Genomic DNA, 18,552 nt, shown 5'->3' with positions numbered 1-18,552 from the left:
ACAATGAAAAAGATACTTTATATAGCACTAGGTTGCGTGCTGCTGAGCTCTTGCGATATGGATCTCGGCCAACAACCCATATCCGAAGGAACTTCGGAAACTTACTTTCAAACGGTTAATGATTTTACACAAGGTCTTACCGCTGTCTACAGCGCCGCACGAACCTATCCTGATCGCTTGCTCAACCTATCAGAAACGCGTTCTGACAATTTATATGCCGTGTCGGATGGTGGTGTTCGCGATTGGGAAGGTATAAACAGCTTCCACAAAAACATCAATGCCAATCCCTACGTGGTGGATGCGTGGGAGGACAATTACATAGGCGTCTTTCGTGCCAACAACTATTTGGAGCAATTGGCCACAAAAGGAGAAAGTGTGGTGACGGATGCCACGCTTCGCAGGAGGATGGAGGCCGAGGCTCGTTTCTTAAGAGCATTCTTCTATTTCGATTTGGTTCGCTATTTCGGTCGGGTTCCACTTATCGATCGTGTGGTGTCTGATGCGGAAGCCAAAACCATTGGGCGAAGCCCCGTGGCAGAACTTTGTAATTTTATTGAACAGGATTTGTTATTCGCTATCGATAATTTGCCCAAGCCAAGCGCTTATGCTTCCGTTGATGCTGGCAGGGTGAATACCTACGCAGCAAAAATGCTTTTAGGGTTGTTGTACATGAGCAAGTCAGGGCCTACCTTGAATGTAGATGGTATTGGTCAAAATAGCAACGAGTGGAGTAAGGCCGTAACCCAGTTTAACGATATCATTGCCAGCAATGAGTTCTCAAGCTTGGCCACCTACGCATCTATTTTTGATTATGCCAATGAACGGAATAGGGAAGTGATCTTCAATATTGAATATGTGAGCGGAGGAAACCCGGTCGTTGGCGCTACCTTTCCTTGGGTATTGGTGCCAGATAGGTATTTTCAGTCTTTTGGCTTTACCGCACAAGGGGGCCTTACTATCCGCCCAGTCTCTACGGATTTAGTGAATAGATATGAAGCTGATGATGTCCGTAAGTCATTTAGCATCCAAAGCAGCTTTGCGGACGGCCCCGTAGTGGAAAATCGTCCATTCATCAAGAAATTTGTGGATATAACCAAGGTGCCTACGACAAGCCGAATGGACTGGCCAATCAACTTTATCGTTTTTCGATACACAGATCTGCTGTTGTTAAAAGCGGAATGTATACTGAATGGCGCTGCAGGCTCGGCGGCAACAGAGGTAGATGCCGTAGTCAACGCGGTACGCAGTCGAGCCGGATTAACAGCTCCTTTAGTAGGTGTTACAAAAGAACAATTGCTGGAAGAGCGTCGCCGGGAGTTTATCGGTGAAGGATCCCGTTGGTTTGATCTTATCCGCTCGGGAACCGTGGAAGCAACAATAAAAGCCTGGATAGCAGCGGAAGACAGTGGTGGGCAAATGGACGATTTCATCATCGACTATATTCTTTACCCCGTGCCGCAATCAGAATTGAACAAAAGTCCGGGGCTCTACGAGCAGAATAAAGGGTATTAGTAATCGATATGGCGAACAGCACCGTATGAACATGGTAATATATGTTTGTACGGTGTTGTTTCCATTTATAGCTGTATTCTAGGAAAATTTACAGAACGGCAAAATTGCATTTCTATTTAAAAAACCGTTTCTTTAGCACATCACCTAGAGACGTACCTATGAACAATCAGGAATTCATTAAGAGTATTCAGATTAGCGACTTTTCCTCGACACCGAAATATCTGCAGCTGGCCGATGCGGTCATTGATGGCGTAAAAAACAGCCATTTGCGGCAAGGAGATATTTTACCGTCGATAAACGAGCTTAGTGTGCACCTGGATATTTCTCGCGATACGGTGGAAAAAGGCTATAAGCATTTAAAAAGCTTGGATATCATCTCCTCTACCCCAGGAAAAGGATACTTCGTAGAGAAATCGGACGTAGTCAACAAGCAGAAAATAGCGCTTTTTCTTAATAAGTTGAGCGCCCATAAAAAAATTGTCTACGACGCTTTTGCCAATGAGCTTGGCGATGAAGCTTCTCTGGATCTCTTTGTCTATAACAGTGACATCTCCCATCTTCGCACCCTGCTGCTCAACTTAACCAAACAATACGATCGGTATGTAATTTTTCCGCATTTTAAAGAAGGTCGTGATCAAGCTCCAGAGGTGCTCTCGCTTATACCTGTAGAAAAACTACTGCTACTGGGCAAGATGGTAGATGGCATGGATGGGGAATTCGATGCCGTGTATGAAAACTACGAAAAGGATATCTATGAAGCGCTGGAAAAAACATTGGAACCTTTGTCAAAATACCGAACGCTTAAATTAGTGTTTCCTGATAACAGCGATTATCCGAAAGCAATCATCAAAGGTTTTTACAAGTTTTGTCAGCAGTATGCATTTGATCATATGTTGGTTGGAAACTTGAATAAAGAGCCATTAAAAAAAGGCGAATGTTATATAAATATCGCAGAAGATGATTTGGTCCTGATACTGGAAAAGTGTATCGCTAAAAATTATAAAATAGGCAAGGATGTCGGCATTATCTCCTATAACGAAACGCCATTGAAGAAATTTATATTGAATGGTATCACCACCATCTCCACGGATTTTGAACTCATGGGTAAGTATGCTGCCCAAATTGTCAAATTAAAAGAAACAACACAACTCGAAGTACCATTTTACGTCAATATCAGACCTTCCATTTAATTCTTTCCAACCATAAAATAGGCGTGGCCTGCCATGCCTCCTAAATTGCCGCTGCAGATTGCTGTAGACGGCTTGGATAATCTATTTACTTCTAGCTGCCGCGCGGCGATGTGAAAACTGCTCTGCACGTTTGAAATACAATTCTTGCTTGCCTTTTGTCTTCATATTAGGAAATGTCAGGACAGCGCAGGATACGTTTGGCACTTGTTTTTAATATCTTGTGGATGTAAACCTACAAATGCTAACTGTAAAGAAGTAAACCATGATTCGTAAAACAGGCAACGACCTACGATCATTTTCCAGGCGACATTTTATCCAATCTGGGCTGTATACGCTCTCAGGCATTCTTTTTATGGAGCCCTTGTTAGGGAATATTAAACTTACGCCCACGGCGCCGGCCTTTACACTAAAACCCATTGGCCGATCCTTACAACTAGCGGATTATTACATCTGGTGCTCCTCACCGATTTGGGGCGAAGATGGCAAAGTACATCTGTTTTATTCGCGGTGGCGCAAGGAGCGTGGAATGAGTGGTTGGATTCGCGGATCCGAGATCGCCCATGCGGTGGCCGACAGTCCCTACGACACCTTTCAACATCAGTCGGTGGTGCTTGCGCCACGTGAAGGCTATTGGGATAGTACAACCTGCCACAATCCGCTAATCAAAAAGGTGGATGATACCTACTACCTATTTTACATGGGCAATTCCAATGGAAAAACCGATACGAAACGTATAGGCGTCGCAACGGCCAAGACTATTGCTGGGCCTTGGAAACGCATGGATGAACCTTGCTTATTGCCCGGCGAACCTGGTGCCTGGGACGATCATTGCACAACCAACCCTGCCTTTATAAAAGGTGATGATGGAAAATATTGGTTGTTTTATAAGTCGTGGAATACCGCTGAGTACCAACAGGCGAAAGGAGCCGTCCGTGGTAATCGAAAATATGGACTGGCAAAGGCTGATCAACCCGCGGGGCCTTATGAGCGTGTGTCGGAAAAGCCTGTACTCGATTTTTCAGATCAGCCTAACAATGCGCAACTTGAAGATGCCTTTGTTTGGAAAGAGCAAGGAACCTATTACATGATTGCGCGCGATATGGGCTTTTTCAATCACGAATTCGGGTTGCTGCTATCGTCGAAAGATGGTCTGAAGTGGGCTCCTCCGCGCGTCTCTTACGGCGCAATGAAAGACTATGTGACCGAGCCTCAACCAGCGGCTCATTTAAAACGCTTTGGTCGGTTGGAAAGGCCGATGCTGCTGCTCGACACAAACACGGAGAAACCGCAATTTTTGTTTGGCGCCACACAAGGAGGCGACCATAGCAGCGCCACAACATTTGTTTTTGAGATTGTATCGTACACACTTTGATTTAATTATAAACCACTATGATGAAAAAAATAATTGGAAGTATCCTTATCTGTTTAGCCATATCGTATTCAATGGCGCAAGAGACAACATGGACAGCAGCTTCGCAACCGCTTGCAGAGATTGAAGCACTTAAGAAGCAGATTGTAGCACCAACATTCCGCAGCAAAGATTACGCTATTACCAACTATGGTGCAAAGGGCGACGGCGTCACGAAAAATACCGAGGCCATTCGTAAAGCTATTGAGCAATGCAATAAAGATGGTGGCGGACGCGTCGTCGTACCCAATGGGATCTTTTTAACTGGAGCAATATATCTAAAAAGCAATGTGAATTTACACATTCAGGAAGGTGCTACCATCTTGTTTAGCCGTGATAGTTCAGATTACCCGATGGTTTTCACCCGTTGGGAAGGCATGGAATGCATGAATTTCTCCCCATTTATCTATGCGTACGGCGAAGAGAATATCGCCATTACGGGAAAAGGGCTTTTGGATGGTAATTCGGATAATGACCACTGGTGGTATTGGTGCGGCGCGCGCAAGTATGGATGGGACGAAAGCAAGCCCGGCGAGCAAAAGCCTGCCCGAGCGCTCCTGCACCAACAGATGGCCGAAGAGATGGATTCTCGAAAAAGGATATATGGCGATGGCCATTTCCTGCGTCCCAATTTTGTGCAGCCCTATCAATGTAAAAATGTGTGGATTGCTGATGTAAAGATGATTAATTCGCCGATGTGGAACCTTAATCCGGTATTGTGTGAGAATGTACTTATTGAGCGTGTTAAGATCGTAAGCCACGGACCCAACAATGATGGTTGCGACCCAGAAGCTTGCAAAAATGTGTGGATCAAAGATTGTTATTTTGATACAGGAGATGATTGTATCGCGATCAAATCAGGAAGAGACGAAGACGGCCGTAACATTGGTCGTCCTGCAGAAAACCACATTATCGAAAACTGTATGATGAAAGATGGCCATGGCGGTGTGGTCATCGGTAGTGAGATAGCGGGTGGCGCAAGAAATATCTACGCCCTCAACAATGTGATGGACAGCCCAAACCTGGATCGCGCCCTGCGCATAAAAACAAGCTCCAGCCGTGGAGGTACCATCGAGAATGTGTTTTTCTATAACACCGAAGTGGGGCAATACAAAGAAGCTGCGGTGCGATTCAATATGTTTTACGAAAAGCCAGGAAAGCATATCCCGACGATCCGCAATATATGGGTGGAAAATTTGGAAGTGAAGGGCGGCGGCAAGTATGCCGTGCTATCTAGTGCCTACGAATCATCGCCGGTAACGAACTTTACGATGATCAACTGTAAGATCGATGGCGTTCAAGAACCCTACAAAGTAGATCACCTGAAGCAGGTGACGCTTAAAAATGTCGTCATTAATGGCAAGCCGATCTCCTCATTTGACTAACTATGTTTAAACTACTGCTGTATGCGCTGGTATTGGGCGCTTTGTTTCATGAGCCATGTTATGCGCAAGCTAAGCATTGGCAAAAACACGAACGTAACCTGCACTATACCGCGGATCAGGGCGATTTCCTGTTGGTAAATGGTCGATACCGATTTAATAGAGCCCTGTATGGCGATAACCGTGCTTCACGAGTGGAAGCAGGAGACCTGCCAGAGTTTGCCCTATATCTTCCGGGCATGGGGGGCAATCTACAATTTGTCATCGCTCGGGATGGTAGATACAAAAAACTAATCGATGCGGACCATATAGAAACCCGTTATCGAGCAGGCGCAATGATGTACCGCATTCAAGACGAGCTTCTCGGAGGCGGATCCTTGCATCTGACGCTGCTCGCCCAATATAAAGAAGAGGGCTTAGTGCTGAAGATATCTGGCGAAGGAGTGCATCCTGAAACGCTGTTGTATAGCATATATGGTGGTGCAAGTGGTAAGACATTCAGCCGAAATGGCGATATCGGTGCCGATCCGGAATCCGGTTTCTATCTGTTGCCAGCCTATGCGGAGGGCAATGTTTTCGATCTGCAAAAGACCGCATTTTGCTTACGTTTCGTCGGCAAGCGAAATGAAGAGCAGCTTGTACACGGCGACTTCGGTGGCGCGCAAAAGCTGGCCTTGGCAGATGCTGCAGTGCTGCAGCATCTGCCAAATCTAGAACAGCACAAGCCCGCTAAAAGTCCAATCATCTACGCAAAATATGAGGTAGTAGCCAAGCCGATATACATCCAAGTGGCAAAGGGGCCAATCTCGGGAAAAGCAAAGACAAACAAGGAGCTCTCCGTCCTGTTTGCCGAGGCTGACCGAGCACGACTGGCCTTGGCCAATCGTATCAAACTGCGCACGCCAGATCAATACATTAACAATGTGGGAGAAACACTTGCGCTTGCGGCAGACGCCATTTGGGAAAGCCCAAGTTATCTGCATGGCGCGGTCGCTTGGCGCATGCGCCTTAATGCTTGGCGGGGAGCTTATGCCGCGGACGCACTGGGTTGGCATGATCGCGCCAAGGAACATTTTTCCGGCTACCTGCGTTCCCAGGTATTAGAGCCAAATACAGCACTAGTCGTTATGGATACCGCCCTGCATTTAGCGCGGCATATCGAAAAAATGGGGACCTCGGTATTTAGTAGCGGGTATATATCTCGAAATCCCAACAACAATAAAGTGCCGCACCACTATGATATGAATTTGGTGTTCTTCGATCAGTTGTTTTCCCATTTGGATTACACCGGTGACAAGAGCTATTTAAAGGAAGTGTGGCCCAGTATCTTGCGGCATTTGGCTTGGGAAAAACGGAACTTCGATATAGATAACGATGGACTTTATGATGCCTATTGTGCTATTTGGGCCAGCGACGGTCTGCAATACTCGGGCGGAGGAGTGACGCACAGTAGCGCCTACAATTATCGCGCTAATCGCGCTGCTGCAAAGTTAGCGGGGATCTTAGGTGTCGACTCTCAGCCTTTTACCGCAGAAGCCGATAAGATTGCGAAAGCGCTAAAAAATCGATTATGGATAACAGAGAAAGGCCATTTTGCGGAATTCGAAGATCGATTGGGAAATAAATCAAGACATGAAAGCCCAGGGCTGTGGACAATTTACCATATAGCAGATGCCTTTTTGTTGGATGATTTTGAGAGTTACCAAAATACACAATACATCCATAACCATTTGCCGCATATCCCCATACAGGTCAAGAAGCAAACCGAGCCTAATTTATACACCTTGGCAACCAGCACTTGGCAACCCTATACTTGGTCGATAAACAATGTGGCGCTAGCCGAAAATTTGCAAGCAGCTTTGGCCTTTTGGCAATCGGGCCGCCATGATGATGCCTACCTGCTGTGGAAAAGCAATATTATAGAAAGTATGTACCATGGTATCAGCCCAGGCAATTTTCAGCAATTGTCGCATTACGATGCTTTTCGAGGAGAATTATACCGTGATTTTGCAGACCCCATTGGGGTAGCATCGCGTACGTTAGTGGAAGGATTGTTCGGGATGTTACCGCGTTTAATGGACCAAGAAATCCATGTCCGCCCGGGTTTTCCTAGTTCTTGGGATTTTGCAGAGATAGAATTGCCGCAATGGCAGTATAAGTACCGCAAGACAAAAAGTGAAACGCATTTCGATATCCGTACCCAATTTGGACAGCAACTCAAAATGAAAATGGAGCTCCCAATCAGTTATACGAAAGTAACATCGGTAACGGTCAACGGAAAAGAGGTGCCGTGGACGCTGAAGTCTACTGCGATCAATAGGCCTGTCATTGTATTTGAAACAGCGGCATCATCCAACTTTCAGGTTGCTATCAAAGGCGAAGGTACATTGGATCTTTCTCCGACAGCTGTCTACGAACATCCCTACAGCGAAGATTTTACTTTACCCTTAGGTGAGGGGGAAAAGATGGGCGATATTCACGATCCACAGCAGCTATTGCGGGGCAATCAGGGAAATCGTTTTCAATTGCAGCCAGAAACCCGTAAAGGAACCTTTTTCGTGCATATACAGGCTGGGCAAATGGACTTTTGGCGGGCTATAGACCTGGCGATAGTGGCGCCTGTACAACATCAGTTTTTAACCGAGGATAGCAAGCATCACCTACGCTTGAAGAATAATGGAACACAAGCTTGCTCGCTGTCGCTTAAAGCACAGGCTTTCGAACGAAAAATAGCATTGGCGCCCGGGCAAGAACATACGATCGAACTGCCTACCGCTATGCTGACCAAAGGAACCAATAACATTAACCTTACAGTAGGCAACGCAACTTGGACCATATCCCACACGTATTGGGAAATCGATCAGCAGCAAGCATACACCACGCAGGACCTTTCTACATTTTACAACGCACGCGTAAGCGATATTTTTGAACAACGCTACCTGTCGCCCCGGCCTGTAGGGCCTACGTTGCAATTGCCCTGGCAAGCAATAGGTAACTGGTGCTATCCGTTAACAACGGCAAATATCGATGATGAAGGAATGATGAAACAACGAAAAGATGATATCCTTACCTACTTGGATATCCCTTTCTTAATCAAAGGAACACAGCGCAATATCATGTTCACGAGCCAGTGGGATAATTACCCTACCGAGCAGGAAGTCCCGCTATCGGGAAAAGCGGAAAAGCTTTATTTACTCATGGCCGGCTCCACAAATCCTATGCAATCGCAGATCGTCAATGCAAAGGTTCGCGTGCAGTATAAGGATGGACATGAATCGACCCTAGCATTACAAAATCCTACTAATTGGTGGCCTATTGAACAGGATTACTTGGATGATAATTATGCCTTTGAACTGCCCGATGCAGAGATCCCCTATCGGGTGAAGCTAAAGACAGGTGAATTGTATAAAGGAGGTAGTCTGCGTCGATATGATGATATAAAGGGCTACACATCGCGCGCGATAGATGGCGGAGCAGCCAGTATTTTAGATCTTCCACTGGATCCATCCAAGGAACTGAAGTCTTTAAGCCTGATCTGTGAAGCCAATGATGTTGTGATCGGAATTATGGCAGCCACCTTACTACAAAATAATGGACAGCAAATAGTGAACAGATAGATAACGTGTGAACTTATAACGAATACTATGAAAAAGAATATCATTTTCGGGATTGCGCTGCTGCTTTTCGCAGCTTGTAAAACGCAGGATTCGACCAAAATAGATCGGAAAGCCGTGGTACAACGGCATAATGTGACTAACAACAGCATGGATACATTGGCTTCTTTGACCGTCGGCAATGGAGCTTTTGCATACACCGTAGATGCCACAGGACTGCAATCTTTTCCGGCATACTATAAAAATGGGGTTTCTTTGGGCACGCAATCCGAGTGGGGCTGGAATAGTTTCCCGAACACCGGTGAGTTTAGCTTTGTGGAAACACTAAAGGCCTACGATTTTAATAAGGAAGGTCGTGACGCGAAGTACAGCATACAACACAAGGAGCCGGGAAGGCATCGGGAAGCGACAGAATATTACCGGGTTAATCCACATCGTTTGCAATTAGGAAATGTTGGCTTCGAGATTCAGCTCAAAAATGGTGAGATAGCCGACGTGCAAGATATTAAGGAAATCAAACAAACCATTGATCTTTGGACAGGCTTAATCCACAGTGTTTTCCAGGTGGAGGCTGAGCCTGTCGAGGTATGGACCGCCGCTGCACAGAGTGCTGACCAAGTCGCCGTAAAAGTGTCTTCGCCGTTAATCGCTACGGGACGTATCAAGGTATTCGTCCGTTACCCGTACCCCACAGGCAAGTTTTTAGATGAAGCGGCTTATTACGGAGAAGAAGCCCAGCATACCTCCACGCTATTGATGCAAAATAGCACCTCAGCGGTATTGGAACATCGCTTACCGGGAACGAGCTATTTTACACGACTGCATTTTTCTGAAGGGCAATTTGCCGAGAAATCGAAACACCATTTTGTATTGACACCGTCGCCTCAATCGGATACGTTTGAATTGGCTTTTTCCTTTGCTTCACAAAACCAATTTGATGAAGATAAGCTGCGCTATGCAGTGACAGAGAAGGAGAGCGGGAATGCATGGGAGGAGTACTGGAAAAGTGGTGCTGCGGTTGACTTCGCTGGGAGTACGGATCCTCGCGCCCACGAGTTGGAGCGTCGTGTGGTGCTGTCGCAATATTTGACGAAGGTACAATGCGGCGGAAGTAACCCACCTCAGGAAACCGGCTTGACATTTAACAGTTGGTATGGAAAACCGCACACCGAGATGCATTGGTGGCACGGCGTGCATTATGCACTGTGGGGACGGCCAGAGATTATGGAAAAAACCTTGGGCTACTATTTCAAAACTTTCGATAAAGCAAAGCAACTGGCCGAGCGCCAAGGATACCAAGGTGTTCGCTGGATTAAAATGTCTGATAATGAGGGCAACGAAAGCCCTTCCTCAGTAGCTGCATTTTTGATATGGCAACAGCCGCACATCATCTACATGACCGAATTGGCCTACCGAGACAAAGCCGATACCGCACTACTGCACAAGTATAAAGATTTGGTTTTCGCTACGGCTGATTTTATGGCCGACTACGCCTATTACGATAAAGAAAAAGACCGCTATAACTTGGGTCTTGGTGTCATTCCTGCCCAAGAGGTATTTAGAGCCGCCGAAACAAGAAATCCTACCTACGAAGTAGCCTATTGGGATTGGGCTTTGCGGATTGCGCAAGCCTGGAAAGAACGACTCGGCGAAGCTCCTGTGCAAAAGTGGAACGATGTGATTAGGAAGCTAGCGCCACTGCCGGTACAGGGGAATGTTTATCTCGCTACTGAAACAGCCACGGATTCGTATACTTTTCCGAAGTGGATGACCGATCATCCGGCGGTTTTAGGAGCCTTGGGTATGGTGCCCGAGTCGCCAAAACTAGACAAAACCATCATGAAGAATACATTAGATACCGTTTGGGAAAAATGGTCATGGGAAGATACGTGGGGATGGGATTTCCCGATGACAGCAATGAATGCAGCACGGCTGAACTTGCCTGAGAAGGCGTTAGACGCGCTGTTTATGGATATTCAAACAAACACTTACCTCAAAAATGGACATAATTACCAAGATGATCGATTGCGCATATACCTGCCTGGCAACGGCGGGCTACTGACGGCGGTAGCCATGATGTTGGAAGGCTGGGACGCCTCGACCGAGGAGCTGCCTGGCTTCCCCAAAAATGGAACATGGAAAATAAAGAAAGAAGGTTTTAAAAAAATGCCCTAAACTGATGAAAAAAATCTATGTATTGCTTTGTGCAGCAACTATGCTGCAGACGCTCCAGGCGCAGCATTTTACAAGTAAAGAGCAGGTACTGCAAAAGCTGCGTACGGCGAATGATTATTTTATGAAAAAATGGCCTGATCCGGCCAAGCGCATCGTGACCAACAAAGAACGCGCAGCAAACATTTGGACGCGCGGCGTTTATTATGAAGGGCTCTTAGCATTCTATACGGTTGATAAGCAAAAGAAATATTACGATTATGCGGTAGAATGGGGCGAGAAGCATGCTTGGAAGCCTGTTCGAGGCGAAGTATACACCCGGCATGCCGACAATCAAAACTGTGGGATGACTTATATCGATCTCTACCGTATTGATCCGCAACCGGAACGTATAGCGGCCATCAAAATGAATATTGATTCGCTTATTCGGAGTGGCCGCGTTAACGATTGGACCTGGATCGATGCTATCCAAATGGCGATGCCTATATTCGTAAAACTCGGTGTAACCTTAAAGGATACTACATACTTTGAGCATATGCACAAGATGTACCAACACATCAAGTATGTAGAGGGAGGGCATGGCCTATATAACCCAAAAGATCATCTGTGGTGGCGCGATAAAGACTTTATTCCGCCATACAAAGAACCCAACGGCGAGGATTGCTATTGGTCGCGCGGTAATGGCTGGGTGCTGGCCGCATTGGCGCTAGTCTTACAGGAACTGCCAAAATCTGACCCACATTACAAGGAATACCTGCAAGACTTTAAAAGCTTAGCGACAGCGTTGTTACCGCTCCAAAGAGCGGACGGCTTTTGGAACGTAAGTTTGCATGACCCTAAACATTACGGCGGAAAAGAAGCTTCGGGGACAGCGCTATTCGTCTACGGTATGGCTTGGGGAGTCAATAACGGCCTACTCGATAAAAACGCATTTTTACCCAGCATAGAAAAGGGCTGGCTTGCCTTAGCTAATGAAACTATTCAACCTTCGGGCTTTTTAAGTTATATGCAATCTACCGGCAAAGAACCCAAAGATGGTCAGCCAGTGACAGCTGATAAAGTGCCTGACTTTGAGGATTATGGATTAGGCTGTGTACTGTTTGCTGGAACGGAGGTTTATAAGTTGTTGGATGAATTACCTTAAGCGTCGCGTTCTTTTTTTATTTTTTATTCCCTTAAATACGTATTGCTAAAACGAGTTAATACTATTTAATTGGTCGCGAGCAGGACAGTACAGGACAATGGAGCCAGTTGCAATTTTGATATCTGATTACTTCGTCTTTGGAAACCTATGAAAATCAATACAAAGCGGAAGTAACCTAAAAACATTTAGCTAACCAAAAATGAAACAATTAGACCAAATCCACGAACTGACTATGCTGTTTTTATGTCTTACCCATCGCCGATGTCCGGAGACGGAACCTGTTCGCATTCCGATGTAGAACAACAACAAGAATCCGGCAGCGGCGTCGGTCGAAATGCTCTGGATGTTTATTAGCCCTAGCTACAAAATAGGCGAAGCTGTAAAAGAACCAGAGAAATGTCGTCTAAATGGTATATGCAAAAAAAAATCTAGAATAAACAATCTGTAGTTGGCGCCCACGGTCAGGGCGTCGCTTAGATGAACTTTTTTTTAATACTTTAAGTGTAGTGTCCTGTAAAGCAGGATAGTACAGGATAATGAAACCGGTTGCATTTCGTACCATTGTAACGACCACATAAACTAATAAATTATAAACGCTAACCACGTTAGATAACCAATCTATTGTATGAAAAAACTCTTCATGTACATCATCGGTGTATTTTTGACCGGGTTCGTATCCTGTTCCCAAAAAGAACTCATTGCTCATTACGAACGGCCCGAGTGGCTCAAAGGGAATGTTTGGGAAATTTTAGAACAACGCGGCGATTTCACCCACTTTCTGCGGGGGGCAGAGCTTGCTGGGTTTCGCGAAGTATTGGATGGAAAAACCATTACAACCGTATTCGCACCCTCCAATGAGGCTTTTCAGCGATATTTGAGCCTGCATAATGCAACTACGATTGAACAAATTCCCCTGAAGGAATTAAAGAAGCTTATTGGCTATCATCTAGTTTATTATTCTTACGATAGGTTTAGGCTACAAAACTATCAGCCTAATGGCAGTGAGCATATCGAACCTAATTTTGCTGGCCTCTACTATAAGCATCGTACACGCAGCCAAGATACCATCTCGGTCGACCTCGACAAAACCGATGGTAAGTCTAAAAAAGTATATCATAAAGACCGTTTTCTACCGGTTTTGTCAAACACACATTTTCAAACAAAAGGAATTGATCCGGCAGCGAACTACGATTATTTCTTTGGATCGGCACGTTGGAAGGGTGCAGATGGTTTTAATGTGGCCAATGCCGGCGTGGTTGAATATGCTATTCCTGCAGACAATGGCTATTTATACATCGTCGACCAAGTGTTGGAACCGCTGAATACCGTGTACGAGACGCTGAGTGCACAAACGGCTTTTAGTGATTTCGTTGCTATCTATGATCGCTATCGCAATTTTACGTACGATGAGCAAACCAGTAGAGATTATGCCGCGGCCGGCGACTCACTTTATGTGCTCAATCACGGTAACTTGCCAGCTATTGCTTCTGAATGGACATCATACGGTCTTACGGGATCTTTTGATTACTTTGATCTCGGTGGTTTGAGCTACCGTGCTTTCAATGTTTTTGCCCCGAGTAACCAGTCATTGCAGGCATTTTTCAATACCTATTTCGCAGCACACTACCGATCCTTACAAGAGGTTGATCTTTTGCCTTTATCGCTGCTGATAAATAATCACGTGTACCAGGGCAGTGTGGTCTTTCCTTCAGAAATTGGCAAAAATCCCGATATCAAAACGTCCTATGGAACGCCTATTGCATTCAATCCGAATACAGATGTTTTGGCAAAAGCCATTGCATCGAATGGTGCTTTTTATGGCTTAAATAAAGTATTGGTACCAGACCTTTTTAACAGCGTTACCGGCGCAGCGTTGCGCAATCCAAAGTATAAAATTTTTATGTACATGCTGTACAATAGTGGCTTATATCAAACCTTATCAAGCCGAGATATCGAATTTACCTTGTTTATTCCTACCGACGAAGCCATCCTCAATACCTTGTATGGCGATAGTTATATCTTCTGGTCGGAGGGCAATCCACTCGTCTTCGGTGATGAAGCCGTGTTGGTGGAAAACTCGGAAGGCATAAGGGTACCGCTTTCGCAAAGACAACAAGAGTTGTTTGTTTCTAACCACGTCGCATACGGAAAAATAAGCTCCCTCCAAGATAAAAAGGTCTATCGCACCCGGAACCCATTTTCGTATATCTACACCCAAAATGGAGATGTGTATTCGATGTCTGCTTATAATGCGCAGCAGGGCATCGCCGCCACCAACATCAGCGGCAGCTGGTATAATGGATATAGCTATGAGCCTAGTGAATCGTTGCTGGCCGAAAATGGCACCATCAAATTCACCCTATTGGGTGCTGAATCTGCAAGTAACCCGCTACATAACTATGCGGAGTTTTCCAAGCTTTTGGTCAGAGCCGGGTTGCTGCAAACCGGGAATTCCCTTTCTTTCCTTTTCGGAAACCGTTTTCTGCTGTTCGCGCCAGATAATCAAACAGTTTTGAAAGGTTTGCAAGATGGCCTTATCCCAACTAACAATGCAGCACTTGCCGAATACCTGAAGGCTTACTTCGTTTCTGTCGCCGATAACTCACTGTCAGATTACCCTTTCCCGGGATTTGGCGTGCAAGGCACTTGGAATACCGCCCTGCGAACAGGCTATAACGTCTACCGGCAGCTTACCCTAGTAGACAATGGTAGCAGCTTGCTGCTCAGGGATGGGGATAATACGACTATTCCTATTACAAACGTGCTGCCTAAAGTATTTGCCGATGGAGCCGTCTACCCCATACAAACCCTATTAAAGAAGTAAACAAGAACTTAACTTATTAGAATATCATTTAAACAGAAAAATAAATGAGGCTAAATCTATTAACCCTAATTATCTGTATCGGCTTCGTCTTTACGGCCTACGGTCAGCAATCAAAAGTACTGATCGGCGTTGTAAAAGGCGAGCATGATCTGCCACTTCACGGTGCCTCTGTGTTTGTGGAAAACAAAGATAAGCGAAATTTGAAAGGAGCATCTACGGATCACCTTGGCCAGTATAGTGTCGAGGTACCGCCAGAGCAGAACCTCTCTATTATTATTGCTTGTATAGGCTATAAATCTACCCGAATTGTGTACAATGGACAAGGTACGATTAACCTAACATTAGTTCGTGATGACACATCGATAGAAGAGGTGGTGGTAACGCGAGAAGGCGTCAACACGAAGAACAACATGGGCATATCTTATCGTAACCAGATATCGGCAACCGAGAAATTTGAAATGAAAGAGCTGGAAACGATGCCCTTTTCGTCCATTGAAGGGGGACTACAAGGGCGTTTGGCCAATGTGGATATTATTTCCAGTTCAGATCCTGGCGCAAGAAGCTCTATTCGTATCCGCGGAACCTCTTCATTAAATGGAAATTCAGAACCCTTGATTGTGGTAGATGGTGTACCTTACCCGACTTCCATAGGGAGTGACTTTAACTTCTCCACAGCCAATGATGAGGATTTTGGCGCACTGGTCAATATTTCCCCCAACGACATCGAATCGATCGAAGTCCTAAAAGATGCTGCCGCCACCGCTATTTGGGGATCGCGAGGAGCAAATGGCGTCTTGTTATTTACGACCAAAAAAGGCCGAAAAGGGAAAACCCAATTTGCTTTCTCCAGTAAACTGGATATGAAACGCGAAGCAGAGACCATTCCCATGCTAAATGGCGGGCAATATGTTGCCATGGTGCAAGATGCAATTTGGAATTCGGTCAATGATCTCGGTTATCAAAATGCCCTTCCTTATTTGAATTTGCTTTACAATACCAATGAAATTAAATACGATCCCTCATGGGTTTATTTTGACGAGTATAACCAAAATACCAATTGGTTAGATCAAGTTACCCAAGTTGGTCATTTTGAAGATAACTCGCTATCCATTAGTGGCGGTGGCGATAAGGCTACCTATCGCGTGTCGTTAGGTTATCTTAATGATGTGGGAACCACAAAAGGAACCAAGTTAAATCGCTACAATTCATTGATCAGCGTCAACTATAAGTTCTCTAATAAATTCAATATCAATGCGGATATGTCTTATTCCGTTAGTAATCGTAAGAACTTTTGGACGGGTAGTAGTTTAGAGACGGCACGAGGAATGGCAATGGATAGAATGCCCAATTTAAGTCCTTATGTGATGGATGATTTTGGCCATTACACGGATGAATATTTCACTCCCCGTCTCAATTTTCAGGGATCTTTCGTAGGAGATAGCGAAAGCAGTGTTTACAACCCCGTAGCCATGGTGAATGAGTCCATGAATAAAACGCAAGGGGAGCAAGCACGCGTGATATTCCGCGCGACGTACAACGTACTACCTTCATTACAGTACACGGGTACCGTCGGTTTTGATACCCGCTCCACGAAGAATCGAAAATTCCTGCCCCAGTCGGTGACGGGGGTGATTTGGACAGATCCCTTCTTTAACCGTGGTTCGGATATGTTGTCTGATGAACTGCACCTCAATACCGAAAATAAGTTTATTTACAACAAGAAATTTGCGCAGGATCATTCCGTCGTAGGAACGGCCATGTTGCAAACCAACGAATCGCGATCATATAGTTACGCAAGTGAAACGTCGGGGAATGCATCCTCCTCGTTAAGTGATCCCACCGCCGGTGCGGCGGTGATCCGGATGGGATCCGGCAATTCCATGACACGGAATATCGGTTTGATATCCAGCTTACATTATACATTCAAGGAAAAATATATTATTAATGCCATCTATCGTTGGGAAGCAAACTCCAGCTTATCAGCACAGCACCGGTGGAAAGGATTTCCTTCCGTAGGCGCAGCATGGCATTTGGGCGAAGAAAATTTCATCAAAGATCTAGGCATCGTCGATGTAGCAAAGTTACGCTTTAGTTGGGGGCGAACAGGGAATGCGCCCTCGGGTGCCTTTACCTACCTCGGGGTTTTTCAGCCGCTTACGCCAGGATATGTCGATATGGCGGCCGTCGGACCGGTGTCCATTCAACTGGATAATCTTAAATGGGAAACCGTCGAGCAAACCGACTTAGGTATTGATCTATCCTTTTTTAAGGATCGTTTGCAAGTCACGGCCGAGCTTTACAACCGTGTAACGACCGATTTACTGCAAAAAGACATCGAGCTTCCTTCGTCAACAGGCTTTGCCAAGATGAAATTCTATAATTCCGGCAAGCTTGCCAACAAGGGATGGGAATTGATTTTTAATACGTTAGCTGTTCGCTCAAAGGATTTCGACCTCTCTTTTAACCTTAACTTCTCCAAAAATAGAAACGAGGTGTTGGAGCTGCCAGATAACCTACAATTCGAACAATACAATTTTGGCAATGGAAACTATGCACATAAAATTATCGAGGGAAATCCGGTAGGCTCTTTCTATGGCTACCGCTATTTGGGCGTCTATCAAAATACGGCTGAAACGTTTGCAAAAGATCTTAATGGCAATCTCATCTATGATCTGGAAGGAGAAGCGGTAGTGATGTCAAATGGTAATCGGAAGGTTTATGCCGGCGACGCCAAGTACCAGGATCTCGATGGAAATGGCGTCATCAACCAGTATGATATCGTCTACTTGGGGAATGCCATGCCATTGTTTACATCGGGTGGAGGATTTAATGTGCGCTATAAGGCCTTCTCCCTAACGACATTCCTGCATGGCCGTTTCGGTCAAAAGGTCGTCAACAACGTGCGGATCAAGACCGAGAACATGTTTGGACCGTCCAACCAGAGTACTGCAGTTTTAGGTCGCTGGCGCAACGAAGGTGATGACACCGATATACCAAGAGCACTATATGGCGAGGGGTATAATTTCTTGGGGTCAGACCGTTTTGTTGAAGATGCCTCTTTTGTGCGTCTTAAAATGATTTCGTTGAAATATTCCTTGCCCAAACATTTTATTGAACGCTTCGGCATCAATCGTTTTGATGTCTTCACGACGGTGCAAGATGTTTTCACATGGACAAACTATTCGGGCCAAGATCCAGAGGTTTCCTTGGGAAGCAACATCTATATGTTGAGTGTGGATAATGCAAATACGCCTAGACCGCGGCGATTTGCATTGGGCGTAAATGTTAATTTTTAAATAGATAGCT

General features: G+C 45.4%; 9 protein-coding genes. All 9 read left to right on the top strand.

The annotated features are described in order from the left end of the window. The first annotated feature begins 3 nt into the window (after positions 1–3). The 9 genes from DI53_RS05280 to DI53_RS05240 all read left to right on the top strand — a co-directional run bounded on the left by DI53_RS05280 (position 4) and on the right by DI53_RS05240 (position 18,542). On the top strand, positions 4–1,512 hold the full coding sequence (locus tag DI53_RS05280; protein WP_037496308.1) for a RagB/SusD family nutrient uptake outer membrane protein: 1,509 nt from the start codon (positions 4–6) through the stop codon (positions 1,510–1,512). 158 nt (positions 1,513–1,670) lie between these two features. After that, complete coding sequence (locus DI53_RS05275) at positions 1,671–2,702, top strand: GntR family transcriptional regulator (protein ID WP_037496306.1); 1,032 nt, start codon at positions 1,671–1,673, stop codon at positions 2,700–2,702. 262 nt (positions 2,703–2,964) lie between these two features. Further along, complete coding sequence (locus DI53_RS05270; protein WP_037496303.1) at positions 2,965–4,074, top strand: glycoside hydrolase family protein; 1,110 nt, start codon at positions 2,965–2,967, stop codon at positions 4,072–4,074. Positions 4,075–4,091: 17 nt separating this feature from the next. Then, positions 4,092–5,495 carry a glycoside hydrolase family 28 protein gene (locus DI53_RS05265; RefSeq protein ID WP_241462374.1) on the top strand — a complete coding sequence of 468 codons (1,404 nt, stop codon included), beginning with the start codon at positions 4,092–4,094 and terminating at the stop codon, positions 5,493–5,495. Between the two features lie 2 nt (positions 5,496–5,497). Continuing rightward, the gene (locus tag DI53_RS05260) at positions 5,498–9,109 is read left to right on the top strand and encodes a DUF4450 domain-containing protein (RefSeq protein ID WP_037496301.1); all 3,612 of its coding nucleotides are present in this window, start codon (positions 5,498–5,500) and stop codon (positions 9,107–9,109) included. Positions 9,110–9,136: 27 nt separating this feature from the next. Continuing rightward, complete coding sequence (locus tag DI53_RS05255; protein ID WP_037496299.1) at positions 9,137–11,281, top strand: hypothetical protein; 2,145 nt, start codon at positions 9,137–9,139, stop codon at positions 11,279–11,281. A 4-nt stretch (positions 11,282–11,285) separates the two neighbouring features. Continuing rightward, complete coding sequence (locus tag DI53_RS05250; RefSeq protein ID WP_037496296.1) at positions 11,286–12,422, top strand: glycoside hydrolase family 88/105 protein; 1,137 nt, start codon at positions 11,286–11,288, stop codon at positions 12,420–12,422. Between the two features lie 625 nt (positions 12,423–13,047). Continuing rightward, positions 13,048–15,246 carry a fasciclin domain-containing protein gene (locus DI53_RS05245; RefSeq protein WP_037496293.1) on the top strand — a complete coding sequence of 733 codons (2,199 nt, stop codon included), beginning with the start codon at positions 13,048–13,050 and terminating at the stop codon, positions 15,244–15,246. Positions 15,247–15,290: 44 nt separating this feature from the next. Next, positions 15,291–18,542, top strand: coding sequence for a SusC/RagA family TonB-linked outer membrane protein (locus tag DI53_RS05240; protein WP_037496291.1), 3,252 nt, complete (start codon positions 15,291–15,293; stop codon positions 18,540–18,542). Positions 18,543–18,552: the final 10 nt, after the last annotated feature.

The organism is Sphingobacterium deserti, from assembly GCF_000757725.1.
In the GTDB taxonomy this organism is placed as follows: Bacteria; Bacteroidota; Bacteroidia; order Sphingobacteriales; family Sphingobacteriaceae; genus Sphingobacterium; species Sphingobacterium deserti.
Note: the sequence above shows the minus strand (reverse complement) of the source record. Positions and strands in the feature narration are given on the sequence as shown.

What these genes read in the sequence shown, in the direction of transcription:
- DI53_RS05245 (WP_037496293.1), top strand. Translation starts at nt 13,048, where the DNA reads ATGAAAAAACTCTTCATGTACATCATCGGTGTATTTTTGACCGGGTTC.
- DI53_RS05265 (WP_241462374.1), top strand. Translation starts at nt 4,092, where the DNA reads ATGATGAAAAAAATAATTGGAAGTATCCTTATCTGTTTAGCCATATCG.
- DI53_RS05255 (WP_037496299.1), top strand. Translation starts at nt 9,137, where the DNA reads ATGAAAAAGAATATCATTTTCGGGATTGCGCTGCTGCTTTTCGCAGCT.
- DI53_RS05260 (WP_037496301.1), top strand. Translation starts at nt 5,498, where the DNA reads ATGTTTAAACTACTGCTGTATGCGCTGGTATTGGGCGCTTTGTTTCAT.
- DI53_RS05280 (WP_037496308.1), top strand. Translation starts at nt 4, where the DNA reads ATGAAAAAGATACTTTATATAGCACTAGGTTGCGTGCTGCTGAGCTCT.
- DI53_RS05270 (WP_037496303.1), top strand. Translation starts at nt 2,965, where the DNA reads ATGATTCGTAAAACAGGCAACGACCTACGATCATTTTCCAGGCGACAT.
- DI53_RS05240 (WP_037496291.1), top strand. Translation starts at nt 15,291, where the DNA reads ATGAGGCTAAATCTATTAACCCTAATTATCTGTATCGGCTTCGTCTTT.
- DI53_RS05275 (WP_037496306.1), top strand. Translation starts at nt 1,671, where the DNA reads ATGAACAATCAGGAATTCATTAAGAGTATTCAGATTAGCGACTTTTCC.
- DI53_RS05250 (WP_037496296.1), top strand. Translation starts at nt 11,286, where the DNA reads ATGAAAAAAATCTATGTATTGCTTTGTGCAGCAACTATGCTGCAGACG.